Genomic DNA, 26,567 nt, shown 5'->3' on the forward strand with positions numbered 1-26,567 from the left:
CTGGCGCAAAAAAAGCCCCGCACGAATCATGCGGGGCTTTTTTCATGGCTGCTCGGTACGCCGCGTGCGCGCGGCGTCGCTGCCGAACCACCGGTCGAAGCGCCGCGTGTAGTTCAGGTCGACGCCCTGGAACGTGCCGCCGTACGCGGACACCGACCAGAAGCGCGTCAGGTTGATCGTCGCCTTGAACGCGTTGGCCGCCGATTGCAGCCCCTGCTCGAAACCGAGCACGAACCGCTCGTTGATCGCCTTCGACACCAGCACGACCTGCGGATCGGTCAGGCCGACTTCGCTGCGGCCGACCGACACCTCGTCGAGGCCGAAGGTCTGTGCGACGCGCTTGCCCGTCACGCTGCCGAGCAGCCCGAGCGCCGCGGTCATCGCCCCCTGCTGGCCGACGTTGTTGCCCTGGTCGGTGCCGTGCCCGAACAGCAGCCACGACAGCTTTTCGTTGTCCGTGACGTTCGGCTCCGACACGAGCTTGACCGTCAGCGACTGGATCGTGCCCGTCACCTGCACGCCGGCCTCGACCTCCTGGTTGCGCCGCATCGCGAGGATGTTGACGCCCGGGTTCGACACCGGGCCGTTGAACGTGAAGAAGCCGTTCTCGATCGCGAGCTTGCGGCCGAACGACGTGTATGTCGACCCTTCGGTCACGCGCACGTTGCCGACCGCGCGCAGCGGCACGCCCGGCGCGCTCATCACGGTGATCGTGCCGCGCAGCCCGAGATCGGCGCCGTGCCCCTTGAAGCGGAAGTTGTTGCCGAGACCGATGTCGATATTCGCGCGCGGCGCGAGCGACGGCGCCGGCTTGTCCTCGACCGGCTTCGGCTTCGCGACCGCGGTGCCGGTCGGCGTCTCGCCGCGCACCGTGCCGTCCGGCTGCACGATCACGACGTCGTCCGACAGGTGCGGCGCCGATTCCTCGGGCAGGTCGAACAACGCGCGGTCGACCACGAACTTGCCGTCGATCGACAGCGCGCCGCGCGGCCCGTCGTTCGCGACGGTTGCCTTGCCCGACAGCGACAGCTTGCGGTCCGGCGCAGCGAACAGTTCGAGCTTGTCCGCGACGATGCTCGCGGTCAGGTCGGGCGCCTCGCCGTCGAGGCGCACGCGGCCGAGCGCGCGCAGCGTGCCGTCGCCGCCGTGGAACTCGACCTGCTGGAATTCGACCAGGTTGTCCGACAGCTTCACGCGCACGATGCCGTCCTTCAGCTGTACGCCCTGGTCGATGAGCGTCGCCGACAAATCGTCGCCCGTCAGCATCCCCGACAGGTTCGGCTTCACCGGCGTGCCGGCGACCGTCAGCTTCAGCGCCGCTCGTCCGCCAAGGAGATAGCTCGGCCCGAACAGGTTGCCGGTCGTCTTCAGTGCCGGAATGTCGGCGTCGATGCGGCCCGACAGCGGACCGTCGTTGACGACACCGAACACGCCGTCGCGCAGCGCAAACGGCACCGTGACGTTCGCGTCGAGCGTGCCGATGCGGCTCGCCTTCGCGAGCGCCGTCACGTTGAGCCGGTTGCCGGGCGCGAAGCTCGCACGCGCGGACAGGTCGGTCAGCCCGAGCGACGCGATGCCGCGCCCGCTCTCGATCGTCACGTCGCCGCCGCGGCGCTTCACCTGCACGTAGCCCGTCGCGTTCGCGCCGAGCGAGAAATCCCAGTCGGCGTCGAGCACGACGTCGGTCCGCACCGGCGGGCGCTGGCCCGTCAGTTCCTGGCGGACTTCGAGGAGACGCGCGACCGACGCGCCGCTCACCGAGCCCGCCGAGCGCATCTGGCCGTGATCGAACACGAACGACTTCAGGTCGATCGCCGCGCCTTCGAGCGTGAGCCGCGTCGCGCCGAGTGTCACGCGGCCGGCGCCGGCCGACACCGTCAGCGGGGCCTGCAGCGCGACGGCCGGCGTGCCGCGATTCGCCAGACGCGTGACGGTGCCGTCCCAGCGCATCCCGTCGCGGTTCTCGACCACGCCGCCGTTCGCCGCGAGCGTCAGGTCGATCACGCGGCCGCCGGCCATCCCGAGCGCCGACGCGTCGAGCGTGTGCTTCGCGCGCGTGCCGTCGAGGTTCGCGCGCAGCGATTTCAGCTTCAGCGAGCCGAGCGCGATGTCGGACGCGTCGGCCGTGAACACGAGCGCGCCGTGCGCGCCGTCGCGGATATCCGCGCGGCCTTGCGCGGCGCCGATCCGGTTCGAGCCGACGACGACGTGCTCGGCCTTGTAGGTGGCCGTCACGTTCGGATGCGCGAAGCTGCCCGTCAGGTCGCCCTGCGCCTGCACGAGCCCTTCGACGCCGAAGCCGAGCCGGTCGAGCTGCGGCGCATCGATCACGAAGCGCAGCCGGTCGCCGGGCGCGCCGAAGCTGCCGCGCAGGTCGACGTGGTTGCCCGCGATCGACAGGGTCGCGTTGCTCGGCAGGATCCGCGAACCGGCGAGCTGCACGACGCCGGCGCCGGTCAGCGGCACGCCGTCGTACAGGCTGTCGCCGAGCTTGAAGGTCGCCTTCGTCGATACCTGCGGCGCGAACGCGCCCGAGGCCGTCAGCGTGCCCGACACGCGCGTCTCGCCGTGCGTGGCGGGCGCCTTGGCCACCTTGGCGGGCGCCTTGCCGCCGCCGGCCTTCGGTGCGCTCAGCGCGGCGAGAAGCAGCGGATCGAACGCCGTCAGCGTTGCCTTCGCGTCGTAGCTCGAATGCGCGTCGTGACGGAACACGCCCGTCAGGTCGATACGTCCCTTGCCCGCCGTCACGCGCGCGTCGGTCAACACGGTCTGCTGCGGCGTCAGCGCGACTTTCGCGCGTGCGCCGAGCGCGAGCTTCGGGTCGTTCAAGTTGAAGTCGACGGTCGTGACGTCGCCCGCGAGCGTCACGCCGAGCGGGCCGCCGAGACGCATCGGCCGCAACTCGGCGACGAACGCGTTCAGGTCGAGGTTCGCGACCTTCAGGTCGAAGCGGCCCTTGCCGCCCTTCAGCGTGCCGTTGCCCGTCACGCTGCCGTCGCGGATCAGTTTCAGCGCGAGATCGTCGATCCGCTGCGCGTGCGCATCGAGATGCACGTTCGCATGCGCGTCGATCACCGGCAGCAGGTGGTCGCCGAGCGTGCCGGGCTTCGCGTTGACGATCGACACCGGGCCCGTCACCGCGAACCCCTTCGCGGGCGCCGAGCCGGCCGGCGCGGTCACGGGCGCGAGTTCCGCCCGCACCGCGAGATCGGCCACCGGCGCGCCGGGCGAAAGCGCCTGCGGGTTCACGTGGTCGAACGCAAGCGACGCGCGCGTGAGCGGCACCGCGCCGAACGGTGCGGCCTCGACGTGCGCGCGCCCGTTCAGCTTCATCCCGCTCGCGTTGACGTCGGCGACGAGCGCCTCGAGCGAGCCCGACACGCGGGCCCGCGCGTCGACCGGCTCGTCCGACAGCTTGCCCGCGTAGGTGGCTTCGCCGGTCAGCGCGAACGGCTTCACGCCATCGAGCTTCGCGCGCGCGGTCAGCGCGCCGTACGGCGTATCGACGCCGTCGAGCACGAGTTCATGGTGACGGCCGTCGCTGCGGCCGTTCAGCGCGATGTGGTCGAGCTGCGTCGTCGAGCCGCCGTCGTGGATCGCGAGGCGATCGACGCGCAGGTCGTCGATCCGCAACTGCAGCGGCAGGCTCAGGTCCTGCGGCGTGGTGCCCGGCGTCGACGGCCCCGGCGCGACCCGCACGTCGATCGTGCCCGCGCGAAGATAGGCGATCGACAGCCGCCACGGCGCACGGGTCAGCGCCCAGCGGCCGTCGAGCCGGTCGATGCGGACCTCGGTGCCCGAGCCGTCGGGGCTCGTCCATGCGAAGCCCCGCAGCCGCACGCCGGTCGCGAGCGAGCCGCCTTCGAGCGTGCCCGCGAGCCGTGTGCCGAGCACGTGTCCGGCCACCTGCCATGCGAGCCGCGTGCCGCGCTCGGTCGTCACCGCGCCCGCCACGAGCGCCGCCGCCAGCACGACGAGCAGCACGAGTACCGCCAGCGTCCACGCGACGACGCGCACCGCCCGGCCGCGGCGCGGCGCGCGCGGCGGCGTGTCGGGCGCGCCGTCGGGCGAGTCCGGATCGTGAGGCGGCGGCGTGTCGTTCGGGTCCTTCGTCATGCGGTTCGTCGTCGATGAGGCGGTACGGTCAGAAAGCGATGCCGAGCGTCAGGTACGGGCGCACGCTATGGTTGCGCAACCCGTACGCGACGTCGACGTTGATCGGGCCGACGGGGCTGCGCCAGCGCGCGCCGACACCGACGCCCGGATAGAACACGCGCTCGCCCCACGCATCGGTCGCGGTGCCGATGTCGAAGAACGTCGCGGCGCCCCAGTCGCGGTTGAACCAGTGCTGGTATTCGGCGGTGCCCGTCATCAGGTACTTGGTCGGCAACACGGAGCCGTCGACGCTGTTGCCGATGCTCTGGTAGCCGTAGCCGCGCACCGAGTTCGAGCCGCCCGCGCGGAACAGCAGCGACGCCGGCACGCCGGTCGAGCTGCCGCCCGTGAACACGCCGCCGAGCTCCGCGCGGAACACGAACAGGTCGCGCTTGCCGACCGGCAGGTACTGCTGGCCGCGCGCGTAGCCGCGAACGAAGGTCTGGTCGGTCGCCACGCCCTTGACCGCGAAGCCGGCCTCCGCGTGGATCAGGTTGCCCGAACGCGGGAACAGCGGATCGTCGACGTTGCGGCGCGTCCACGCCCACTGCGGCACCAGCGCGCGGCTCGTGGTCGGCCCCGCGCCGTTCTGGTCGAGCCGGTCCTGGTAGTACATCAGCGAATACGAATAGTCGATGAACTGGCCCGTGCGCGTGCGCTGCACGCCGACCCGCGCGCTGTAGATGCGCGTGTCCGACACGTTGGTGTTCGTATAGGACGCGAGCACGCTGTTGGTCCAGCCCTTCTCGCCCGGCGGCATCGACAGCTGGACCTGCCCGTACTGCTGGATCTGGTCGAGCCGGCCCGACACCGTCAGCGGCCACGCGGCGCCGAACGTGTCGAGATACGTATAGGAACCCTGCACGTGCGGCCCCGTATCGGTGGCGAAGCCGACGCCGCCGCGGATGTTGTTGTACGGGAACTCGCTGACCTTCACGTGCACGGGCGTGCGCTCGGGCTTCGCCGTATCGTCGCCGACGTCGATCGCGACGCTCGCGTAATAAGGCGTGTTCTGCAACTGCCGCTGCAGTTCGGTGATCCGCTGCACGTCGTAGATCTCGCCTTCCGACAGCGGATTGACGTTCGTGACGATCTTCTCCGGATAACGACGCACGCCGTCGACGTCGACCTTGCCGATCGTGAAGGTCGGGCCGCTCTCGAACGTGACGGCGAGCGTCGCACGCTGCGTGCGGGGATCGATGCGCGCCTCGGACGACGCGATCTTCGCGCCGAGATAACGACGCGACTGCAGCTGCCTGAGCGCCGCGCCCTTCGCGCCGTCCCAGTCGGACTGCGTGAACGGATCGCCGGGCTTCAGCGAGAACGCGAAACGCGTCGCGGCCTCCTGCTTCGGATCCTCGGTGTCGATGGGCCCCTTGAACGTCAGGTCGACCGTCGACACGAAGGTCTGCTTCCCCGGATCGACCGCGATGCGCACGTCGCGCTTGCCGTCACGCGTGCGCACGTCGGTACGCACGACCGGCGAGAAATAGCCGGCCGTCGCGGTCAGGTCGCGCACCTGCTGCGGCGTGGCGGTCACGAGGAAGTCGAACTGGTCGTCGCTGATGTCGTCGCGCTTCGCGAAGCGCGCGATATCGAGATGCGACTTGAGGAGCTTGCGGATCGAGCGCGGCGCGTCGATGTCGACGTCGTACTTCGCATGGGCCGGCAGCGCGAAGCACGCGGCGAGGCACCCGGCGAGGGTCGCCCGTGCGATGCCGGCCGCGGCGCCGGCGCGACTGCGTGCCGCGCGCGGGCCCGCGTCGTGCGCCATGGGTGCTTGCTGGTTCGACTGCCCCGCCAAATATGACCTCGCCGTCCTGGATTGTTACGGTTTCGTGGAAAACCCTGTATTTGACCACAGGGCGCGGGCGTCAAAGCCAAACGATTGTGAAAGACTGCTGGGCCCGGCACGGCCGCCGCGCCATGCGCTCCGGCGCCGCCCCGCGGATTCGACGCGCGATTGGCGCCGGCTGTTCCCCGCGATGCGGTAAAATCCCGCCATCGCGAATCCGGCGCATCGTGCGCCGCCCGAAACGGAAGATCCAGCCATGCCGTACCAGTCCGACGTCACGCAGTTCCTGAACCAGCTCAAGCAGCAGAAGCCGACGCTCGAGGAAGAGCAGCGCAAGGGCCGTTCCCTGCTGTGGGACAAGCAGCCGATCGATCTCGAAGAGCGCGCCGACCAGCAGGAATCGCGCGTGAAGCAAACGTCGTACGTCTACTACCAGAACTTCTGACGACGTGAGCGCCGCCGACGAGGCCAGCGCCGCCCGGCAGGACGACGCGATCGCCGCGCCCGCGGGCGCCGATTCGACGCCCGACACGGTCGACGGTGTCGCGGCATTTGCACGCCTGTACGGCGAACCGCTCTTCAAGCTGCCGCAGGACCTGTACATCCCGCCCGATGCGCTCGAGATCTTCCTCGAGACGTTCGAAGGCCCGCTCGACCTGCTGCTGTACCTGATCCGCAAGCAGAATTTCAACGTGCTCGACATCCCGATGGCGCAGGTCACCGCGCAGTATCTGGGCTACGTCGACCAGATCCGCACGACGAACCTCGAGCTGGCGGCCGAGTACCTGCTGATGGCCGCGATGCTGATCGAGATCAAGTCGCGGATGCTGCTGCCGGTCAAGAAGGCCGACACCGGCGAGGAAGCGGAAGATCCGCGCGCCGAACTCGTGCGTCGCCTGCTCGAATACGAGCAGATGAAGCTCGCCGCGCAGCGGCTCGACCAGTTGCCGCAGCTCGGCCGCGACTTCCTGCGCGCCGACGTCTACATCGAGCAAAGCATCACGCCGCGCTTTCCCGACGTGAACTCGGACGACCTGCGCGCCGCGTGGGCCGACGTGCTCAAGCGCGCGAAGCTCGTCCAGCATCACAAGATCTCCCGCGAGGAGCTGTCGGTGCGCGAACACATGAGCCTGATCCTGCGCCGGCTGCAGAACGCGCGCTTCATGGAGTTCGCCGACCTGTTCGACACGTCGCGCGGCGTGCCGGTCGTCGTCGTGAACTTCATCGCGATGCTCGAACTCGCGCGCGAATCGCTCGTCGAGATCACGCAGCCCGAACCGTTCGCGCCGATCTACGTGCGCCTCGCGTACCTGCCCGCGTAACACCCGCCCCCGCCGCTTCCCGTTCCCCGTTTCATTCCGGCGCTCGCCGCTTCGCCGCGGCGGCTGGCCGTCCGGCGGGTTTCCGGCACGCCCCGATAAAAAGTGAACGATCGTTCTTTTATCGATGCGTCCGGCGGCCAAATCCTCTACAATCCGCCGACGCCCGATGCGCCGCCCGCGCGCCGGCGTTCTCCGCTTCGACCCCGACGCCGCTGTTGCGGCGCCAACGCGCGCATGCGCGAGGAACCCGCTACCCGATCATGAAAGTCATCAGCTCGATCCATGAACTGCGCGACCAGCTGCGCGGACAGAACCGCACGGCGTTCGTGCCGACGATGGGCAACCTGCACGAAGGGCACCTGTCGCTGATGCGTCTCGCGCGCCAGCACGGCGACCCGGTCGTGGCGAGCATCTTCGTCAACCGGCTGCAGTTCGGCCCGAACGAGGATTTCGACAAGTATCCGCGCACGCTCCAGGACGATATCGAGAAGCTGCAGAAGGAAAACGTCTACGTGCTGTTCGCGCCGACCGAGCGCGACATGTACCCGGAACCGCAGGAATACCGCGTGCTGCCGCCGGATGACCTCGGCGGCATTCTCGAGGGGGAATTCCGGCCCGGCTTCTTCGCCGGCGTGTGCACGGTCGTCACGAAGCTGATGTCCTGCGTGCAGCCGCGCGTCGCCGTGTTCGGCAAGAAGGATTACCAGCAGTTGATGATCGTGCGCCGGATGTGCCAGCAGCTTGCGCTGCCGGTCGAGATCATCGCGGCCGAAACCGTGCGCGACGAGGACGGCCTCGCGCTGTCGTCGCGCAACCGCTACCTGACGACCGACGAGCGCAAGGAAGCGCCCGAACTCGCGAAAACGCTGCAGCGCGTGCGCGACAGCGTGCTCGGCGGCGAACGCGACCTCGGCAAGCTCGAGCAGCACGCGCGCACGCACCTGGCCGAGCGCGGCTGGGCGCCCGACTACATCGCGATCCGCCGCCGCGCGAACCTGATCGCACCGAGCGCCGCCGAACTCGAAGCCGGCGAGCCGCTCGTCGTGCTCGCGGCCGCGAAGCTCGGCGCGACGCGCCTCATCGACAACCTGGAAATCTGACGGGCCGCCCGCCCGCGCCTCTCACGACGCATCACGGAGACACCATGCAGCGCCACATGCTCAAATCGAAGATCCACCGCGCGGCAGTCACGCACTGCGAGCTGCACTACGAAGGCTCGTGCGCGATCGACGAAGACCTGCTCGAAGCGGCGGGCCTCATCGAAAACGAACGGATCGACATCTGGAACATCAACAACGGCGAGCGCTTCTCGACGTACGCGATCAAGGGCGAGCGCGGCAGCGGGATGATCTCGCTGAACGGCTCGGCCGCGCGCCGCGCGCAGCTCGGCGACCTCGTGATCATCGCGGCGTTCGCGATGGTCGACGAAGCCGAACTGCAGGCCGGCTGGAAGCCGAAGCTCGTGTTCATCGACGACGGCAACAAGATCAAGGGCCACCGCGATCACGTGCCGACGCAGAACTGGACGTAAGCCGGCTGCCGCTCACGCACAAAGGGCTGGATCCCGTACGCCACGGGATCCGGCCCTTCTCGTTTCGTCACGCTCAGGACGCCTTGGCGACCTTCTCTGCCTTTTCCGCTTTCGGCGCACGGCGCTCGGCCCATTCGACGATCGGCCGCCACTGTTCGAGATCCTTCTCGACGCGGCTCTTCGCGACGTCCCACAGCGTCAGGCCGTGCGCGGCGATCTGCACGTAGTTCTGCGTATCGCGCACGTAGCCGAGCACCGGCAGGCCAAGCCCCTCGACGAACCGGTGCAGCTGGTCGGACGAGCGCGTCCGCGCATCGACCCGCATCCCGACGATCCCGACCTCGACGCTGCCCTTGCGCACCGCCTTCTCGCCGGCCAGGCGCTCCAGAAACTGCTGGGTCGCGAGAATATCGAACATCGACGGCTGCAGCGGCACGATCACCTTGTCGGCCAGTTGCAGCGCGAGGTTGAGGCGGTTGCCATGCAGGCCGGCCGGCGTGTCGATCACCGCATATTCGAGGCCGCGTGGCGGCTTCGACGGCGCGTCCGGATCGAGATCCCACGCCTCGATCGGCGGCAGGCCGGCCGGCCGCAGGTCGAGCCACGCATGCGCGGACTGCTGCCGGTCCAGGTCGGCCAGCGCGACCCATGCGCCCTGCGCCGCGAAATAGCCGGCAAGATTGGTGGACAGCGTGCTCTTCCCCACGCCGCCCTTCGGATTCGCCACCACGATCACCGTCATGAATTCCCCCGAAAAAGCCGCGCGGCGCTGGCCGCGTGGCTGGCGCCGCTCGATTGCGGATACAGGGAGCGATGATATCGGCAAACGGGGTGTCACCGGAACGGGTTGCGCCGATCCGCACCCCGCTTTCGTTCGCCTTACGCGCGCTGGGCCGCCGCCTCCCGCGCGCCGATCGCGAACGCACCGCCGCCCAGCAGCGCCTGCACGGCCAGCGTGACGGCCCAGAACGCCGGATATTCCCAGCCGCCGTTCGGCGACGAGAAGCTCCAGCCGTTCGGCAGATGCGCGGCGGTCGCGCCGAGCATGAACGGCAGCAGCGCGAGCGCGGCAACGCGCACGCGGAAGCCCGCGAGCAGCGCAAGGCCGCCCGCGAGCTCGACGAACGTCGTCAGGTACGCGAGCCAGCCCGGCAGGCCGATCGACGCGAAGAATTGCGCGGTGCCGGGCAGCGTGAAGACGAACACCTTCTGCGCCACGTGCGCGAGGTACAGCACGCCGAGCGTGACACGCAGCAGCGTCGCGGCGAAATCGTTCAGGCGATTGGAGTTCATGGCGGATTCCTTCGTGAGTGGATGAGAATGGATCACACTCTATTGAAATCAATTTCGCCGATAAACACGCCAATACGCTTTAACTGATTCCTGTTGAGAACGAATCGAATAAAAAACGGGCATGACCGATCATGCCCGTTGCGATGCTTCAGTAACCGCTCTTGCCTTGTGTGGCGTCGCCGGAGCCGGACTGGCCGCCCGGCGCGTACGAATCGCACGCGTGCGCCACCGCCGACGCGCCCAGCAGCGCCGCGAGCAGCATGCTCCACCACCATCGAGCCTTCATCGTCGCACTCCTCCGGGCGGACCTCCGCCCTCCTCTGTTGTACGCGATCGGGCGGAAAAAGCGAGGGCCGGCCGCGCGCACGTCAACGAAACTCGGCGTACAGCGCGTCGAGGTCGAGATGGTCGGCGAACGTGTCGGCCAGCCGCTCGAGCGATGCCTCGCGCAGCACCGGATAGTCGATGCGTTCCGCGCCGTCGAGCCCGGCCCACGCGAGCAGCGCCGAACATGCGTCGGGCGCGTCGAACAGCCCGTGCACGTAGGTCGCGAGGATCTGGCCGTCGGCCGACACCGCGCCGTCCGGACGCGCACCGCCCTGCGCACCGTCGGCTGCCAGCGTCAGCGCGGGCGCCGCGAGCGCGGGCCCGCGCGTGTCGCCCATGTGGATCTCGTAGCCGCGCACGGCGGCTCCGCCCGGCAGCGCGAGTCGCCCCGTCACGTTCTTCAGCGTCTTGTCGGGCTGCAGCGTCGTGTCGAAATCGAGCAGAGCGAGCCCCGGCACGCTGCCGGGCACGCCTTCGAGGCCGAGCGGATCGTCGAGCGTGCGGCCGAGCATCTGCATCCCGCCGCAGATGCCGATCACCTTGCCGCCGTAGCGCAGATGGCGACGGATCACCGCGTCCCAGCCCGCGTCGCGCAGCCATGCGAGGTCGCGCTGCACGCTCTTTGAGCCGGGCAGGATCAGCAGGTCGGCGTCCGGCACGGGGCCGCTCTTCCAGTACGTGAATTCGACTTGCGGATGCGCGCGCAGCGGATCGAAATCCGTGTGGTTGCTGATGCGCGGCAGCGCGGGCACGACGACACGCAGCACGCCGGCGTCGCCGCGCGCGGCGGCGCTGCGCGCCTGGGCGGGCAGCATGTCCTCGGCGTCGAGCAGCAGCCCGTGCAGGTACGGCAGCACGCCGAACACGGGCTTGCTCGTCTGCGCGCGCAGCCAGTCGAGCCCCGGTTCGAGCAGCTTGATGTCGCCGCGGAAGCGGTTGATCACGAAGCCGCGCACGCGTGCGCGCTCGCTGTCCGACAGGCACGCGAGCGTGCCGACCAGGTGCGCGAACACGCCGCCGCGGTCGATGTCGGCGACGAGCACGACGGGACAGTCGACGCGTTCGGCGAAGCCCATGTTCGCGATGTCGCCTTCGCGCAGGTTGATCTCGGCCGGGCTGCCGGCGCCCTCGACGATCACTGTGTCGTAGCCGGCACGCAGGCGCGCATACGACTCGAGCACCGCATCGAACGCGACCGGCTTGTAGTCGTGATACGCGCGTGCGTCGAGGTTCATGCGCGCCTTGCCGTGAATGATCACCTGCGCGCCGCGGTCGCTCGTCGGCTTCAGCAGCACGGGGTTGAAATCCGTATGCGGCGCGACGCCCGCGGCCAGCGCCTGCAGCGCCTGCGCGCGACCGATCTCGCCGCCGTCGGCCGTTACCGCGCTGTTGAGCGCCATGTTCTGCGGCTTGAACGGCGCGACGCGCGCGCCGGCACGGTGCGCGAGGCGGCACAATCCCGCGACGAGCGTGCTCTTGCCCGCGTCGGACGTCGTGCCCTGGATCATCAGCGTGCCGCGCGGCCGCGGCTCGGGTGCATTCATCGTGTAAAGGTCATGGCAAAGCAAAGGCCGCATTATCGCCCGCGCCGGCATGCCCGCGCCGTTACAATCACGCGATGATTCCGCACGACCTCACCTTCGTCCTCGGCGGCGCGCGCTCGGGCAAGAGCGCCTTCGCCGAGCGGCTCGCCGCCGACAGCGGCCGCCCCGTCACCTACATCGCGACCGCGACCGCCGCCGATGCCGAATTCGCGCAGCGCATCGCGCATCATCGCGCGCGGCGGCCGGCCGACTGGGGCTTCGCCGACGCACCCGTCGACCTCGCCGGCACACTCGCGCGGCTCGACGATCCGCACGCGTGCCTGCTCGTCGACTGCCTGACGCTGTGGCTCACGAACCTGCTGTGCCCCGCCGACGGCGACCCGCTCGACGATGCGCAGTACGCGGCCCAGGTCGACCGTCTCGAGCACGCATTGCGCGGCGCACGCGCGCAGGTGATCGTCGTCAGCAACGAGATCGGGCTCGGCGTCGTGCCGCTCGGGTCGGTCACGCGCCGCTACGTCGACGAACTCGGGCGCCTGAACCAGCGTGTCGCCGCGCTCGCGACGCGCGTGACGCTGCTCGTCGCGGGGCTGCCGCTCGACCTCAAGGCGGGAGCATCGTCATGCTGATGCTGTCGCTGCCCGTCGTCGCGATGCTCGCGGTCGCGGCCGCGATCGTCGACCGCGCACTCGGCGAGCCGGCCGGCTGGCATCCGCTCGTCGCGTTCGGCCGCCTCGCCGCACGCATCGAAGGCGCACTGAACACTGGCCGGCGCGGCCGCATGATCGGCGTCGCCGCGTGGATCGCGGCCGTCGTGCCGCCGGTGGCCGTCGCGGCATGGCTCGTCACCGTGCTGCCGTGGCCGCTCGCGGCCGCGCTGCACGTCGCGCTGCTGTGGTTCGCGTTCGGCGCGAAGAGCCTCACCGACCACGTCGCGCCGATCGCCGCCGCGCTGCTGCGGCACGACCTCGCGGCCGCCCGCACGCTGACCGCGCGCATCGTGTCGCGCGACACGAGCGACGCCGACGAAGGCGCGCTGTCGCGCGCGGCCGTCGAATCGGCGCTCGAAAACGGCAACGACGCGATCTTCGGCGCGCTGTTCTGGTTCGTCGTCGCCGGTGGTCCCGGCGCGCTGCTGTTCCGTCTCGCGAACACGCTCGACGCGATGTGGGGCTACCGCACGCCGCGCTTCCTGACCTTCGGCTGGGCCGCCGCGCGCCTCGACGATGCGCTCAACTGGCTGCCCGCACGCCTCACGGCCGCGAGCTACGCACTGCTCGGCGATACCGCCGCCGCATGGCGCTGCTGGCGCACGCAGGCGCGTCACTGGGACAGCCCGAACGCAGGCCCCGTGATGGCGGCAGGGGCCGGCAGCCTGAACGTGCAGCTTGGCGGCCCGGCCGTCTATCACGGCGAGATCGAGGATCGCCCCGCGCTCGGTACCGGCGCGTCTGCAACCGCCCTCCACATCGTCGCCGCGCTGTCGCTCGTCACGCGCACACTTGCCCTGTGGCTCGCGCTGCTGGTCGCGAGCGGCGCACTCGCCATGGCCACCCATCATGTCTGATACACGCATCGTGCACGGCGGCAACCTGCATGAAGCCGCCCGCCGCCACGGCATCCCGTACGACGCGTGGCTCGACTTGTCGACCGGCATCAATCCGGTCGGCTATCCGGTACCGCCCGTCCCGGCCGACGCATGGCGCCGGCTGCCCGACGACGGCGACGGCCTCGCGGCCTGCGCCGCGCAGTACTACCGCGCACCCGATCCCGCCCATGTGTTGCCGGTTGCCGGCAGCCAGGCCGCGATCCGCGCATTGCCCGCGTTGCTGCCGGCCGGCGACGCCGGAGTCGCGACGCTCGCATACGGCGAATATGCGCCCGCATTCGCGCGTCACGGTCATCGTGTCGTGCCGCTCGACATCGGCGCCGATACGCTGCCCGTGACACTTCGCCACGCCATCGTCGGGAATCCGAACAATCCGACCGCCGAATTCGTGCCGACCGAGCGCCTGCTCGGCTGGCATGCGCAACTGGCGGCACGCGGCGGCACGCTGATCGTCGACGAGGCATTCGCCGATACGGGCGCATCGCAGTCGCTCGCGCCGCAGGTCGATCGCCCGGGGCTCGTCGTGCTGCGCTCGGTCGGCAAGTTCTACGGGCTCGCCGGCATTCGCGCGGGCTTCGTGCTCGCGTGCCCCGAACGAATCGTCGCGCTGCGCGACATGCTCGGCGCATGGACGGTCGGCGGTCCTGCCCGTCACGCGGTGACCGCGGCGTTTGCCGATCGCGCGTGGCAGGCCGCCGCCCGCGAACGGCTCGCGGCCGACGGCGAACGACTGGCTGCATTGCTGCGTACGCACGGCTTCGCGGTACGTGCAACGCCGCTCTTCAGCTGGACCGACGACCCGCGCGCCGCGGCATTGCATGCGGCACTCGCGGCCCACGGGATCTGGACGCGGCACTTCCCGGCGCCGTCGAGCGTACGCGTCGGCCTGCCAGGCAGCGAAGCCGAATGGCGGCGCCTCGGCGACGCGCTTGCGCGCTGCGTGCCGCTGCTGCAACAGGCATCCGCATGAGTCCGCATCGGTTTCGCCGGCTGACGCCGGTCGCCATGCTCGCCGCGCTTGCGCACGCACCGCTCGTCCACGCCGATGTGTCGACGCGCGACGACGCCGGCAACACCGTCACGCTGCCCGCACCGGCGCAACGCGTGATCAGCCTCGCGCCGCACGCGACCGAACTCGTCTACGCGGCCGGCGGCGGTACGAAGCTCGTCGGCACCGTCACCTACAGCGACTATCCGCCCGCCGCGCAAGCGGTGCCGCGTGTCGGCGACAACAAGGCGCTCGACCTCGAGCGGATCGCCGCGCTGAAGCCCGACCTGATCGTCGTCTGGCGGCACGGCAACGCCGAGCGGCAGACCGACGCGCTGCGCGCGCTGCACATCCCGCTGTTCTTCAGCGAACCGAAGCATCTCGACGACGTGTCGTCGTCACTGCGCCGGCTCGGCACGCTGCTCGGCACCCAACCGGCGGCCGACGCGGCCGCGGCCGCCTATACGCGCGACATCGCGGCCCTGCGCACACGCTACGCGGCGCGAGCGCCCGTCCCGATGTTCTTCCAGGTCTGGGACCGGCCGCTGACGACGCTCAACGGCACACACCTGATCAACGAAGTGATCGAGCTATGCGGCGGCCGCAACGTGTTCGCGTCGCTCAAGCCGCTCGCACCGACCGTCACCGACGAGGCCGTGCTCGCGGCGAATCCGGAAGCGATCGTGACGACCAGCGCCGGTGCGACGCGTTCGAACGAACCGCTGCCGAGCCTGGCGCGCTGGCGCGCGTGGCCCGCGCTGACGGCCGTGACGCGCAACAACCTGTTCGCAATCGACGGCGATCTGCTGACACGGCCTTCGCCGCGGATCGCACAGGGTGCGGCTGCGCTGTGCGAGGACCTCGATGCCGCGCGTGCGCGGCGGCCGGCGCGCTGATTCACGCGCCACTGCATTGCGCGCGCCTACGCATCCCAGTGCATGACTTTCCACGCTTGCGCATCGTGGTCCGCGCGCAACCAGACAATCCCGCCCGTCGGCACCGGCCGCGACAGCATCGTCTCGAGCGGCACTCGCAATACATGTGACGCGAACGCGCGAATGACGCCCGCATGCGTAACGATCCATTGCGGCCCGTCAAACTGCGCAACCGCATCGACCTGCCGCGCGATCCGCTCGACGAACCGCGCAACGCTTTCGCCGCCATGCGAACACGCATGCATCAGATCGGCCGCCCACGCATCGAGCGCCGCGCGGTCGATGTCGTCCCAGCGCTGCATTTCCCACGCGCCGAAGTCCATTTCCTGCCAGCCGGCATCGCACCGCAACGGCACATCGCACGCCTGCGCGAGCCGGTCGGCAACCGATACGCAGCGCGTCAACGGGCTCGTCCAGACCTGTCCGGGCAACGGCGCGCCGCGTGCCGACAGGTGCGCGCGCACGGCCTGCGCGCCGGCATCGGCCGGTGCGGCGAGCGGCACGTCGCTGCGCCCGTAGCAGATGCCCGGTTCGACACCGACGGCCGGATGACGGATCAGGACGACGTCCATCCGAGCACCACGAGATAAATCGCCAGTTCGCACAGTTGTTGCGCGAAGCCGAGGCAGTCGCCCGTATAACCGCCGATCCGTTTCACGAAATAGCGGGCCGCCCACGCGCGCACGAGCACGAGCGCCACGCACGCCGCGACGCCCATGCGCCAGTCGGGCCAGAACAGCCACGGCAATCCGAATGCGGCCGCGACGCACGCCGCGCGTGCGCCCATCCGCTGCGCGACCGGCTTCGCCTTGCCTTCGGGCCGCACGTAGTCGAGCGTCATCAGCAGGCTCACGGCCGCCGCGCGGCTCGCCGCATGCGCGGCGATCATCGTCCATGCGGCGCGCAACGGCAGCATCGACGCAAGCGCCTGCCATTTCAGGCCGAGCGTGATCACGAGCGCGACCGCACCGAACGTGCCGATCCGCGAGTCGTGCATGATGCGCAGCACGTCGTCGCGCGTATAGCCGCCGCCGAACGCATCGCAACTGTCGGCGAGGCCGTCCTCGTGGAAGGCGCCGGTCGCGAGCAGCGTCGCGGCCATCGACAGCCCGACCGCGATCGACGGGGGCAGCACGCGCAGCGCGACGAGATAGACGAGCGCGCCCCACGCGCCGACGCACGCGCCGACGAGCGGAAAATAGCGCGCGGCCTGGTCGAGATCGCCGGCCGCGTAGCCGATCGAACGCGGCACCGGCACGCGCGTGAAATAGCCGAGCGCGACGAAGAAGTAACGCAGTTCGGCCTGCACGCCGCGCGCGCGCTCAGGCGTCACGATCGTCGACGCCTGCGGATTCGAAGCTCGCCATCTCGCGGAGGAACGCGGCTGCCGCGCGCACGAGCGGCAGCGCAAGCGCCGCACCCGTGCCTTCGCCGAGCCGCAGGTCGAGCGCGAGCAGCGGCTTCGCGCCGAAATGCTCGAGCATGCGCCGGTGCCCGGCCTCGTGCGACGTATGCGAGAACACGCAGTAGTCGCGCACGCCGGGCGCGATGCGCTCGGCGACGAGCAGCGCGGCCGTCGCAATGAAGCCGTCGACGAGGATCGTCATCCGCTCGCTCGCGGCCGCGAGGTACGCGCCCGTCATCATCGCGATCTCGAAGCCGCCGAACGTCGCGAGCACGTCGAGCGGCGCGATCGCGTGCGAATGCTTGACGAGCGCGCGGCCGAGCACCGCGCGCTTGTGCGCGAGGCCCTGGTCGTCGAGGCCCGTGCCGCGCCCGACGCACGCGTCGATCGGCACGTCGAGCAGCCGGCTCATCAGGCACGCGGCCGACGACGTGTTCGCGATCCCCATCTCGCCGAAACCGATCACGTTCGTGCCGAGCGATGCATGGAGGCGCACGCGCGCCGCACCGGCGGCCAGCGCTGTCATCGCCTCGTCACGCGACATTGCCGGCTCCGCCGCGAAGTTGCGCGTGCCGCGCGCGACCGGCAGCGACACCAGCCGGTCGGACAGCGGCAATGGCGACGCGACGCCCGCATCGACGATCTCCAGCGTGCTCTGCGCGACGCCCGAGAACGCGTTGATTGCCGCACCGCCGGCCAGGAAGTTCGCGACCATCTGCGCGGTCACCGCCTGCGGATAAGGACTGACGCCTTCGGCCGCGATCCCGTGATCGCCGGCGAACACGATCGTCACCGGGCGCTGCACGACCGGCCGCTCGGTGTGCTGGATCAGGCCGATCTGCAGCGCGATCGCCTCGAGCTGGCCGAGGCTGCCGGGCGGCTTGGTCTTGTGGTCGATCACGTGCTGCAGGCGTATGCGCAGCGCGTCGTCGAGCGGCGCGATCGCGGGCGGGAAGTGGGTCGGAGTCGTCATCGGGAAGCCGTGTCGTGAGCGCGGCACGCGCCGCGCATCGGAAGAATCGGAAAAGGAAAGGTCATTGTCGCGCAGGCCACGCCGGCAACAGCGCATCGCGGCCATTCTCGCGGATCAGCACGAGCGGATAGCCGAATGCGTCGCTCGCGCGTTCGGGCGTCAGCACGTCGTACACCGGACCGGCCCACGCGCGGCCGCAACCGTCGAGCAGCAGCGCATGCGTCGCGAAACGCCGCGCGAGATTCAGGTCGTGGCACGAGAACAGCACCGTGCGCGGGCCCGCATCGAGCCATGCGGTCAGCGCGCTCAGGCAGTCGATCTGGTGATGCAGGTCGAGATGCGCGAGCGGTTCATCGAGCAGCATCAGCGGCGCATCCTGGCACAGCGTCGCGGCCAGCGCGACCCGCTGCCGCTCGCCGCCCGACAGCGACAACACGTCGCGCGACGCGAGCGCGGTCAGGTCGAACGTCGCAAGTGCATCGTGCGCGGCCGCGCGATCGCCGTCGCGCTCCCAGCCCCAGCCGCCGAGATACGGAAAGCGGTTGAGCAGCACCGTGTCGAATACGGTCGCGCTGAACGCGTCGTGCAGTTGCTGCGGCATCAGCGCGCGGCGCTGCGCGAGTAGTTCCGGGCGCCACGCGGCAAGCGGCCGGCCGTCGATCTCGACCTGTCCGCCGGCCGGCGGCTGCAGCCCCGCCAGCGTCGCGAGCAGCGTCGTCTTGCCCGCGCCGTTCGGCCCCGCGACGCACCAGATCTCGCCGGGGCGGAAGGCCTGCGTGAAGCCGTCGAGCAACGTGCGCGCGCCGGCCTTCAACGTCACGTCGACGGCCGCGTAGCGCAGGTCGCTGCCAGCATGCCGTGCGGCATCCGTCATCGCATCGGCCTCCTCAACAACATCCACAGGAACACCGGCACGCCGATCAACGCGGTCATCACGCCGACCGGCAACTGCGCGGGCGCGATCGCGGTGCGCGCGAGCAGGTCGGCCGCCATTACGCCGCCGCCGCCCGCGAGCATCGCGGCCGGCAGCAGCATCCGCTGGTCGTTGCCGAATGCGAGCCGCAGCGCATGCGGCACGACGAGGCCGACGAAGCCGATCGTGCCGGCCGTCGTCACCGCAGCTGCGGCAGCCAGCGACGCGACGAGATAGATCCGCACGCGCAGGCGGGCGACGGGCACGCCGAGCGCGAGCGCGGTCGCGTCGCCGCGCAGCAGCACGTTCAGTTGTGGCGCGACCGGCAGCGCGACGCAGGCGGCCAGCAGCAGCGCCCCCCATGCGAACCACGGCGTCGTCACGCCGTTCAGGTCGCCCGTGAGCCAGAAGATGATGCCGCGCAGCCGCGCATCGGGTGCGAGCGACAGCAACAGCGTGACGAGCGCGCCCCACCCTGCCGCGATCACGACACCCGTGAGCAGCAGGCGCGGCGACGCGTCGCGTGAATCGCCGCGCCACAGCTCGCGGCGCGCGAGGCCGAGCACGAGCGCGACCGAGACGAGCGAGCCGGCAAATGCAGACGCGTCGACGAGCCACCACGCACCGCCCGCGATCATCGCGACGAGCGCGAAGCCGGCCGCGCCGCCGGACACGCCGAGCACGTAGGGTTCCGCGAGCGGATTGCGCAGCAGCACCTGCAGCAGTGCGCCCGCCAGCGCGAGCAGCGCGCCGCACGCGAAGCCCGCGAGCGCACGCGGCAGACGCAGCGTGCGGACGATATCGGCAAACAGCGCATCGCCGCCATGCGGCACGAGCGATGCAAGTGCCTGCCACGGCGACATCGGCACGCTGCCGATCGACAGCGATGCGACGAACAGCAACGCGACCATGGCGGCCAGCGCGGCCCAGATCGCGGCAGCGCGCGCGGCGCTCATGCCGTGCTCGGCCGCGCGCATGACGCGCGGCGCATCCGCTCGAGGTTGCCGGCCGGACGTGACAGGGACGCCGCGCCGACGATTGGGGTCAGCATCGAAGAACATTCCGTGAAGCATTGCGCGCCCCGCTTCCCCGCAGGCCGCGCGTCACGAAGCCCGTGCGGGCTTCCCGTCTCGGCCGGTATCCGGGCTGGCGGCGGTCCGGCTCGCCTTCCCGCGCGTTTCACGCGCAGTGGCCCGCGCCCGCGTGCGACACCTGCACGCAAAACGCGCCCGAGCCGGCCTGCGTCGGGAGACGCGGCCGCTTACCGTTGCGGGGGCAGCGCAGGTTGGCACGCTCTCGAAGCGCACGCCCTGCTTCCCGTTTAACCGCGCGTGCCACGCGCGAGCACCGAGGCGGCGCCAGTTTAGGAGCCGGTCGCGCGAGCGTCAAGGAAGCGTCAGGACACGTACGGGAAGCACCGATTCACGGCAAGAAGCAGGGGTGTTACGACTGGAAACGATACAGATGTCGGATTGCGCGTTATTCCGCGCTAAAATGCTGGGTCTTTAGAGGACGCAGCAAATGCTCAACGAACTCGAAACCTTATCTCAAAATATTGGCCGTCTGATTTCGCTGAACAAGCGCTATCACGCGGAACGGCTCGCGCTCGAGGAGCAGGTCGCGCAATTGCGCGCGGAAGCGGACACGGTCCGCGCGGAACTCGCGGAACTTCGCGACGAACGCAATGCACTCGCGGCCGAGCGTGACACGCTGTCGGCAAAGATCGACGACGCCCAGGTGAAACTGAACGCGATTCTCGAAAAGCTGCCGCGCTCGAAAAGCGCGGAGCAAGCCGACAATCAGCTCGACCTGCTGGATGCGCAGGCGCGCCCGGATGGCGATGACGCGGCCAGCCACGGAGAACATGCATGAGCACCAAGCAGATCGAAGTCTCGATTCTCGGTCAGCCCTATCGGTTGGCCTGTTCGGCCGAGACCGAAGCGGCGCTGCTCGAGGCAGTCGCGCGCGTCGACGCCGAAATGTCGAAAATCCGCTCGAACAGCTCGGTACGCGGCACCGATCGCATTGCGGTGATGGCGGCGCTGTCGCTCGCATCGGAATTGCTGCGGCTGCAAACGAGCGTGCGACACGGTGAAGCATTTCCGGCGGAGGAAATCCGTCGTACAATGCACCAGATGAATGAACAGCTCGGCGCGGTGCTCGCACAGCACGAGACGCAGTAACGTTTTAATCGATACGTCGATTCCCCTTGATCTCGGCGGTCAACGGTGGTCAAATTGGCGCATCGAATCACAGTTCAGTCAGCTTCCCTGCCTGGTTCGCCAAGGTCATATATTCCTTGAACCAATGCCATGTGCACGGTTGCGGAAATTTGTAGCACGGGCGCGCGCGTCACTCTGTCTGATGTACCCGAAGTGCTGCTAACTGCGACCAATTCTGAACCCCAGGTTCAGGATGCCGGCCTAGCGGCCAAGGCGGGGACCTATCCAACGGCATCGGGCACCTCCCGGTGCCGTTTTCTTTTGTAGCAGCCTCTTTCTGCGTCGATCACGATCCATGCAATACTGGCTGATGAAGTCCGAACCGGACGAAGCAAGCATCGACGATCTCGCCAACGCCCCGCAGCGCTCGCTGCCGTGGACCGGCGTGCGCAACTATCAGGCGCGCAATTTCATGCGCGACACGATGAAGATCGGCGACGGCGTGCTGTTCTATCACTCGAGCTGCCCCGAGCCGGGCATTGCGGGCCTCGCCGAAGTATCGTCGACGCCCTACCCCGATCCCACGCAGTTCGATCCGACAAGCCCCTATTACGACCCGAAATCGACGCAGGAAGCGCCGCGCTGGCTGCTCGTCGACGTGCGCTACGTGAAAAAGTCGCCGCTCGTGCCGCTCGCCGCACTGCGCGAACACGACGAACTCGCCGACATGCGCGTGCTGGCTCGCGGCAACCGGTTGTCGATCACACCCGTGACGCGCACCGAATGGCGCTTCATCACCGAAAAGCTGATGAAGTAGGCCTGCATCAAAGGTCAAATCTGGTCAGCACACGCGGCCGACACGGAACTCGCGGGTCTTTTGCGCAGCCTAAGCAACCGCTGTCGGCCGATCAGGCCGGCCGTCGTTTATTTCGTCGCGCGGTACGCCCGCGTCGTGCATGCGTGATCCGCGTGCACGCCCTCGCACAAGGAGTCCAACAATGACCAAGAAATCCGCACTCGCGTTGTCGCTCGCCCTCGCCGCCGCCGTTCCCGTCGCGCTGACGCTCGCGTCGCCGGCCGCGCACGCGCAGACCGCAAACCCGCACTTCCCCGAGCCGGCGGGCGTGCTGTCGCTTTCGTCGCAGGCCAGCGCCGACGTGCCGCAGGACATCATCCACATCACGCTGTTCTACGAGCAGCAGGCCAAGGATCCGGGCAGCCTCACGGCGCAGTTGAACCAGCGCGCCGACGCAGCGCTGTCGCAGGCGAAGGGCGTGTCGGGCGTCACCGCGCACACGGGTGCGTTCTCCGTGTATCCGAGCACCGATCGCGACGGCAAGATCTCCGCGTGGCGCGGCCGTACCGAAGTGGCGCTCGAATCGCGCGATTTCGCCGCGGCGTCGAAGCTCGCGGGCCAGCTGTCGAACCTGATGCAGGTCGCGAACGTCGAGTTCTCGCTGTCGCCTGAAGCGCAGCGCACGGCCGAGCAGAAGCTCACGACCGAGGCGATCAAGTCGTTCCGCGCACGCGCGGACGAAGCCGCGAAGGCGTTCGGCTACAGCAGCTACACGATTCGCGACGTGAACGTCGGCAGCGGCCGCAACGTGCAGCCGTACCCGCGCATGATGGCGATGGCCGCGGCACCGATGGACAGCGCGAAGATGAGCGCGCCGATCGCGGTCGAAGGCGGCAAGGCGACCGTGTCGGTCACCGTCAACGGCTCGGTGCAGATGAAGTAACGCGCCGCCGTCGCCAACGAAAAACGCCGGCCCGAGGGCCGGCGTTTTTTTATGTGCCTGCGCGTTGTCGATGCACGCATCGATTGCGCGCGCATCGATTTCGCATCACGCCGCTGCGTTTGCCGCGCGACGGCGATACGCCCAAACCATCAGCGCGACACCCACGAGGATCATCGGCAGCGACAGCCACTGCCCCATCGACAGGCCGAGCGCAAGCAGGCCGAGGAAGTCGTCGGGTTCGCGCGCGAACTCGACCGTGAAGCGGGCGAGGCCGTAGCCGATCAGGAACAGCGCGGACACGGCGCCCATCGGCCGCGACTTGCGCGAGAAGAAGAACAACGCGAAAAACAGCGCGATGCCTTCGAGCGCGATTTCATAGAGCTGCGAAGGATGGCGCGGCAGCATCTGGTATTGCATGAATACGTCGGCGAGATGCCACTTCTCGACGAGCGCCGGATGCTTCGGCAGCCATGCGGCATCGTCGCGCATCGCGCCCGGGAACAGCATTGCCCACGGTGCGGCCGGATCGGTCACGCGGCCCCACAGCTCGCCGTTGATGAAGTTGCCGAGCCGCCCGGCCGCGAGCCCCGTCGGCACCATCGGCGCGACGAAATCGGTGACCTGCAGCCAGTGGCGCTTGCGCTGCCACGCGAACAGCATCATCGCGAGCGTGACGCCGAGGAAGCCGCCGTGAAACGACATGCCGCCTTCCCACACCTTGAACACGTCGAGCGGATGCGAGAAATAGAAATCGGCCTTGTAGAACAGCACGTAGCCGAACCGGCCGCCGAGCACGGTGCCGAGCACGCCGTAGAACATCATGTCGTCGATGTCCTTCGCGGTCCAGCCCTGCGCCGCGACGTGCGGCAGCTTCAGGCGGATCCGGCCGACGACGATCGCCGCGATGAAGCCGACGAGATACATGAGGCCGTACCAGCGTACGGCCAGCGGCCCGAGATGGATCGCAACGGGGTCGAAATTCGGGTGAATGATCATGGGTTAGCGAAGAAGTTTTCGAATGCGGTACGGCTGTCGCACTGCGCAGCACCGCGCATTGGACGGCACCGGTGCATCATCGTTCACGTCACGCGGCAAGGCCCTGCGCGCGCACGACGTCGATGAAGCCGGCCAGCACGGGGCTCACGTCGCCCGTGCGCCACACGAGGCCTGTCTCGACGGCCGGCGCGTGACCGGCAAGCGGCCGGTAGACCACGCCGGTGCGCCGCAGGTTACGCAGCGATTGCGGCACCAGTGCGACGCCCATGCCGGCCGACACGAGGCTGACGATCGTCTGCATCTGGATCGCCTCCTGGCCGATGCGCGGGGTTTCCCCCGCCGCGCCGTAGCAGCCCGTAATGATGTCATAAAAGCCGGGCGCCAAACGGCGCGGAAAGATCACGAGCGGCAACGCGGCCACTTCGGCGAGATGCACGGGTTCGTCTTCGGGCGCATCGGACGCCGCTGCCGGCATCGCGACCACCAGCGGCTCGCGCACCACGGGCAGGTACGACAGGCCGGCTGCGTGGCGCGGCGGCACCGGCGGGATGACGAGCCCCGCGTCGATGCGGCCGGCGACGAGCTCGTCGATCTGCACGTCGCTCGTCGCCTCCGCGAGCTGCAGCCGCACCTGCGGATAACGTGCGCCGAACGCGCGCAGCAGCGACGGCAGCAGCCCGTAATCGGCGGTCGACACGAACGCGAGCGACAGCGAGCCGGCCTCGCCGCGCGCGAGCCGCCGCGCGAGCGGCGGCAGCGCATCGGCCGACGCCAGCAGCCGGCGCACGTCGGGCAACAGCGCCGCACCGACCGCCGTCAGCGCCACCGAGCGCTTGGTGCGCACGAACAGCGCGACGCCCAGCGCGTCCTCGAGTGCGCGGATCGCCTGCGACAACGGCGGCTGCGTCATCGACAGGCGCTCGGCCGCGCGGCCGAAATGGCGCTCTTCGGCGACGGTCGCGAAATAGCGCCACTGGCGCAGGTCGGGTGTCGGATCGGCCATGCTCGACTCATTCGTGAAACGACTTAATAAGCGACAAATAATATATTGGACATCCCAATCGGGAAACTCCATTCTTGATTGATCCGAACCGGCGCGCCCTCACGAGCGACGCCCATACAACGATGGAGTCCCCCATGTCGTACAACCGTCGCTCGAAGCACATCACGCAAGGCGTGGCCCGTTCGCCGAATCGCTCGATGTATTACGCACTCGGTTACCAGAAGGACGATTTCGACAAGCCGATGGTCGGCATCGCGAACGGCCATTCGACGATCACGCCCTGCAATTCCGGCCTGCAGCGCCTGTCGGACGCGGCCGTCGAGGCCGTGAAGACGTCCGGCGCGAACCCGCAGATCTTCGGCACGCCAACGATTTCGGACGGCATGTCGATGGGCACCGAGGGGATGAAGTACTCGCTCGTGTCGCGCGAGGTAATCGCCGACTGCATCGAGACCTGCGTGCAGGGCCAGTGGATGGACGGCGTGGTGGTGGTCGGCGGCTGCGACAAGAACATGCCGGGCGGCATGATCGCGCTCGCGCGCCTGAACGTGCCGGGCATCTACGTGTACGGCGGCACGATCCGCCCCGGCCACTGGAAGGGCCGCGACCTGACGATCGTGTCGTCGTTCGAGGCCGTCGGCGAATTCACCGCGGGCCGGATGTCGCAGGAGGATTTCGAAGGGGTCGAGAAAAACGCGTGCCCGACGTCGGGGTCGTGCGGCGGCATGTACACCGCGAACACGATGAGCTCGTCGTTCGAGGCGCTCGGGATGTCGCTGCTGTATTCGTCGACGATGGCGAACCCCGACCAGGAGAAGGTCGATTCGGCCGCCGAATCGGCGCGCGTGCTCGTCGAGGCCGTGAAGCGCGACCTGAAGCCGCGCGACATCATCACGAAGGAAGCGATCGAGAACGCGGTGTCGGTGATCATGGCGACCGGCGGCTCGACCAATGCGGTGCTGCACTATCTCGCGATCGCGCACGCGGCCGAGGTCGACTGGACGATCGACGACTTCGAGCGCATCCGCAAGCGCGTGCCGGTGATCTGCGACCTGAAGCCGTCCGGGAAGTATGTCGCGACCGATCTGCACCAGGCCGGCGGGATTCCGCAGGTGCTGAAGATCCTGCTCGATGCGGGGCTGCTGCACGGCGACTGCATGACGATCACGGGCCGCACGATCGCCGACGAACTGAAGGACGTGCCGAGCGTGCCGCGCGCCGACCAGGACGTGATCTACCCGATCGACCGCGCGCTGTACAAGGAAGGCCATCTGGCGATCCTGAAGGGCAATCTCGCGGAAGACGGCGCGGTCGCGAAGATCACCGGCCTGAAGAACCCGGTGATCACGGGCCCGGCCCGCGTGTTCGACGACGAACAAAGCGCGATGGATGCGATCCTCGGCGACCGGATCCGCGCCGGCGACATCCTCGTGCTGCGCTATCTCGGCCCGCAGGGCGGCCCCGGCATGCCGGAAATGCTCGCGCCGACGTCCGCGATCATCGGCAAGGGGCTCGGCGAATCGGTCGGCTTCATCACGGACGGCCGCTTCTCGGGCGGCACCTGGGGCATGGTGGTCGGCCACGTCGCGCCGGAGGCGTTCGTCGGCGGCACGATCGCGCTCGTGCAGGAAGGTGACTCGATCACGATCGACGCGCACCGGCTGCTGCTGGAGCTGAATGTCGACGACGCGGAACTCGCGCGCCGCCGCGCCGCGTGGCGACAGCCGGCGCCGCGCTACACGCGCGGCGTGCTCGCGAAATTCGCCGCGCTGGCACAGCCGGCGAACAAGGGGGCCGTCACGGGTTGACGGCAGCCCGCCTTGACATGCGACCCCAATGGACATGGCCGCGGGGAAACGCGCAAAACGCGCTTTCCC

Annotated in this window: 26 protein-coding genes, 1 other RNA gene and 1 riboswitch; of the genes, 14 read left to right on the forward strand and 13 right to left on the reverse strand. The window is 69.1% G+C overall.

Translation table 11 applies throughout. The features are described from left to right. Positions 1 to 42 precede the first annotated feature (42 nt). Both HWX87_RS30015 and HWX87_RS30020 read right to left on the reverse strand, forming a co-directional pair. Positions 43 to 4,116, reverse strand: coding sequence for a translocation/assembly module TamB domain-containing protein (locus tag HWX87_RS30015; RefSeq protein WP_176050632.1), 4,074 nt, complete (start codon positions 4,114 to 4,116; stop codon positions 43 to 45). Between the two features lie 28 nt (positions 4,117 to 4,144). Beyond that, on the reverse strand, positions 4,145 to 5,959 hold the full coding sequence (locus HWX87_RS30020; protein ID WP_176050633.1) for an autotransporter assembly complex family protein: 1,815 nt from the start codon (positions 5,957 to 5,959) through the stop codon (positions 4,145 to 4,147). A gap of 247 nt (positions 5,960 to 6,206) precedes the next feature. Between HWX87_RS30020 and HWX87_RS30025 the strand changes: the two genes are divergently transcribed. From HWX87_RS30025 to panD, 4 genes are all read left to right on the forward strand, one after another. Further along, the gene (locus HWX87_RS30025) at positions 6,207 to 6,395 is read left to right on the forward strand and encodes a DUF3460 family protein (RefSeq protein WP_034178757.1); all 189 of its coding nucleotides are present in this window, start codon (positions 6,207 to 6,209) and stop codon (positions 6,393 to 6,395) included. Between the two features lie 4 nt (positions 6,396 to 6,399). After that, on the forward strand, positions 6,400 to 7,272 hold the full coding sequence (locus HWX87_RS30030) for a ScpA family protein (RefSeq protein ID WP_176050634.1): 873 nt from the start codon (positions 6,400 to 6,402) through the stop codon (positions 7,270 to 7,272). Positions 7,273 to 7,532: 260 nt separating this feature from the next. Beyond that, entirely contained in the window at positions 7,533 to 8,372 is an 840-nt protein-coding gene (panC, locus tag HWX87_RS30035; protein WP_176050635.1) for a pantoate--beta-alanine ligase, read from the forward strand. Positions 8,373 to 8,416: 44 nt separating this feature from the next. Further along, positions 8,417 to 8,803, forward strand: coding sequence for an aspartate 1-decarboxylase (gene panD, locus HWX87_RS30040; RefSeq protein ID WP_011545962.1), 387 nt, complete (start codon positions 8,417 to 8,419; stop codon positions 8,801 to 8,803). 73 nt (positions 8,804 to 8,876) lie between these two features. On the opposite strand, the gene HWX87_RS30045 is transcribed toward panD, so the two are convergent. The 4 genes from HWX87_RS30045 to HWX87_RS30060 all read right to left on the reverse strand — a co-directional run bounded on the left by HWX87_RS30045 (position 8,877) and on the right by HWX87_RS30060 (position 11,967). Further along, positions 8,877 to 9,545, reverse strand: coding sequence for a ParA family protein (locus HWX87_RS30045; protein WP_176050636.1), 669 nt, complete (start codon positions 9,543 to 9,545; stop codon positions 8,877 to 8,879). 137 nt (positions 9,546 to 9,682) lie between these two features. Further along, positions 9,683 to 10,096, reverse strand: a complete 414-nt coding sequence (locus HWX87_RS30050) for a DoxX family protein (protein ID WP_176050637.1) — start codon at positions 10,094 to 10,096, stop codon at positions 9,683 to 9,685. A 148-nt stretch (positions 10,097 to 10,244) separates the two neighbouring features. After that, a complete protein-coding gene (locus HWX87_RS30055) occupies positions 10,245 to 10,382 on the reverse strand; it encodes a hypothetical protein (RefSeq protein WP_176050638.1) in 138 nt (45 codons plus the stop codon). Positions 10,383 to 10,464: 82 nt separating this feature from the next. Then, positions 10,465 to 11,967: a cobyric acid synthase gene (locus HWX87_RS30060; RefSeq protein ID WP_176050639.1), complete on the reverse strand. Its 1,503-nt coding sequence runs from the start codon at positions 11,965 to 11,967 to the stop codon at positions 10,465 to 10,467. A gap of 74 nt (positions 11,968 to 12,041) precedes the next feature. On the opposite strand from HWX87_RS30060, the gene cobU reads away from it, so the two are divergent. Genes cobU through HWX87_RS30080 form a run of 4 tightly spaced genes read left to right on the forward strand, consistent with a single transcriptional unit; the run spans position 12,042 to position 15,460 of the window. Then, the gene (cobU, locus tag HWX87_RS30065) at positions 12,042 to 12,596 is read left to right on the forward strand and encodes a bifunctional adenosylcobinamide kinase/adenosylcobinamide-phosphate guanylyltransferase (RefSeq protein WP_176050640.1); all 555 of its coding nucleotides are present in this window, start codon (positions 12,042 to 12,044) and stop codon (positions 12,594 to 12,596) included. Continuing rightward, positions 12,590 to 13,534: an adenosylcobinamide-phosphate synthase CbiB gene (gene cbiB / locus HWX87_RS30070; protein ID WP_176050641.1), complete on the forward strand. Its 945-nt coding sequence runs from the start codon at positions 12,590 to 12,592 to the stop codon at positions 13,532 to 13,534. Before cobU ends, cbiB begins: the two co-directional genes overlap by 7 nt. Further along, on the forward strand, positions 13,527 to 14,546 hold the full coding sequence (gene cobD / locus HWX87_RS30075; protein WP_176050642.1) for a threonine-phosphate decarboxylase CobD: 1,020 nt from the start codon (positions 13,527 to 13,529) through the stop codon (positions 14,544 to 14,546). The genes cbiB and cobD overlap by 8 nt, the downstream gene beginning before the upstream one ends. Then, the gene (locus HWX87_RS30080; RefSeq protein WP_176050643.1) at positions 14,543 to 15,460 is read left to right on the forward strand and encodes a cobalamin-binding protein; all 918 of its coding nucleotides are present in this window, start codon (positions 14,543 to 14,545) and stop codon (positions 15,458 to 15,460) included. The genes cobD and HWX87_RS30080 overlap by 4 nt, the downstream gene beginning before the upstream one ends. A 26-nt stretch (positions 15,461 to 15,486) precedes the next feature. Here the strand turns inward: HWX87_RS30080 and cobC are convergent, their stop codons facing one another. From cobC to HWX87_RS30105, 5 genes are all read right to left on the reverse strand, one after another. After that, positions 15,487 to 16,071 (reverse strand): alpha-ribazole phosphatase, encoded by a 585-nt coding sequence (cobC, locus tag HWX87_RS30085; RefSeq protein ID WP_176050644.1) that lies wholly within the window; start codon positions 16,069 to 16,071, stop codon positions 15,487 to 15,489. Then, complete coding sequence (locus HWX87_RS30090; RefSeq protein ID WP_176050645.1) at positions 16,056 to 16,832, reverse strand: adenosylcobinamide-GDP ribazoletransferase; 777 nt, start codon at positions 16,830 to 16,832, stop codon at positions 16,056 to 16,058. The genes cobC and HWX87_RS30090 overlap by 16 nt, the downstream gene beginning before the upstream one ends. Beyond that, positions 16,822 to 17,877, reverse strand: a complete 1,056-nt coding sequence (gene cobT / locus HWX87_RS30095; protein WP_176050646.1) for a nicotinate-nucleotide--dimethylbenzimidazole phosphoribosyltransferase — start codon at positions 17,875 to 17,877, stop codon at positions 16,822 to 16,824. Before cobT ends, HWX87_RS30090 begins: the two co-directional genes overlap by 11 nt. 61 nt (positions 17,878 to 17,938) lie before the next feature. Continuing rightward, positions 17,939 to 18,751: an ABC transporter ATP-binding protein gene (locus HWX87_RS30100; RefSeq protein ID WP_176050647.1), complete on the reverse strand. Its 813-nt coding sequence runs from the start codon at positions 18,749 to 18,751 to the stop codon at positions 17,939 to 17,941. Then, positions 18,748 to 19,746: an iron ABC transporter permease gene (locus tag HWX87_RS30105; RefSeq protein ID WP_244137792.1), complete on the reverse strand. Its 999-nt coding sequence runs from the start codon at positions 19,744 to 19,746 to the stop codon at positions 18,748 to 18,750. Before HWX87_RS30105 ends, HWX87_RS30100 begins: the two co-directional genes overlap by 4 nt. Before the next feature lie 158 nt (positions 19,747 to 19,904). After that, positions 19,905 to 20,157, reverse strand: a riboswitch (cobalamin riboswitch). A 154-nt stretch (positions 20,158 to 20,311) separates the two neighbouring features. Between HWX87_RS30105 and HWX87_RS30110 the strand changes: the two genes are divergently transcribed. The 5 genes from HWX87_RS30110 (at position 20,312) to HWX87_RS30130 (ending at position 22,691) form a co-directional block, all read left to right on the forward strand. After that, the gene (locus HWX87_RS30110) at positions 20,312 to 20,662 is read left to right on the forward strand and encodes a hypothetical protein (protein WP_059233447.1); all 351 of its coding nucleotides are present in this window, start codon (positions 20,312 to 20,314) and stop codon (positions 20,660 to 20,662) included. After that, on the forward strand, positions 20,659 to 20,973 hold the full coding sequence (locus HWX87_RS30115) for a cell division protein ZapA (protein ID WP_006478091.1): 315 nt from the start codon (positions 20,659 to 20,661) through the stop codon (positions 20,971 to 20,973). The genes HWX87_RS30110 and HWX87_RS30115 overlap by 4 nt, the downstream gene beginning before the upstream one ends. An 81-nt stretch (positions 20,974 to 21,054) precedes the next feature. Then, positions 21,055 to 21,236, forward strand: a non-coding RNA gene (gene ssrS / locus HWX87_RS30120) — 6S RNA. Positions 21,237 to 21,307: 71 nt separating this feature from the next. Then, positions 21,308 to 21,769: an EVE domain-containing protein gene (locus HWX87_RS30125; RefSeq protein ID WP_176050649.1), complete on the forward strand. Its 462-nt coding sequence runs from the start codon at positions 21,308 to 21,310 to the stop codon at positions 21,767 to 21,769. A 181-nt stretch (positions 21,770 to 21,950) separates the two neighbouring features. After that, positions 21,951 to 22,691, forward strand: a complete 741-nt coding sequence (locus HWX87_RS30130) for an SIMPL domain-containing protein (protein ID WP_034186272.1) — start codon at positions 21,951 to 21,953, stop codon at positions 22,689 to 22,691. A gap of 105 nt (positions 22,692 to 22,796) precedes the next feature. On the opposite strand, the gene lgt is transcribed toward HWX87_RS30130, so the two are convergent. After that, positions 22,797 to 23,687 (reverse strand): prolipoprotein diacylglyceryl transferase, encoded by an 891-nt coding sequence (lgt, locus tag HWX87_RS30135; protein ID WP_176050650.1) that lies wholly within the window; start codon positions 23,685 to 23,687, stop codon positions 22,797 to 22,799. An 88-nt stretch (positions 23,688 to 23,775) separates the two neighbouring features. Then, positions 23,776 to 24,690 carry a LysR substrate-binding domain-containing protein gene (locus HWX87_RS30140; RefSeq protein WP_176050651.1) on the reverse strand — a complete coding sequence of 305 codons (915 nt, stop codon included), beginning with the start codon at positions 24,688 to 24,690 and terminating at the stop codon, positions 23,776 to 23,778. A gap of 134 nt (positions 24,691 to 24,824) precedes the next feature. Between HWX87_RS30140 and ilvD the strand changes: the two genes are divergently transcribed. After that, complete coding sequence (ilvD, locus tag HWX87_RS30145) at positions 24,825 to 26,498, forward strand: dihydroxy-acid dehydratase (RefSeq protein ID WP_176050652.1); 1,674 nt, start codon at positions 24,825 to 24,827, stop codon at positions 26,496 to 26,498. Positions 26,499 to 26,567: the final 69 nt, after the last annotated feature.

It is taken from the genome of Burkholderia sp. BCC1644, assembly GCF_902833225.1.
Lineage (GTDB): Bacteria > Pseudomonadota > Gammaproteobacteria > Burkholderiales > Burkholderiaceae > Burkholderia.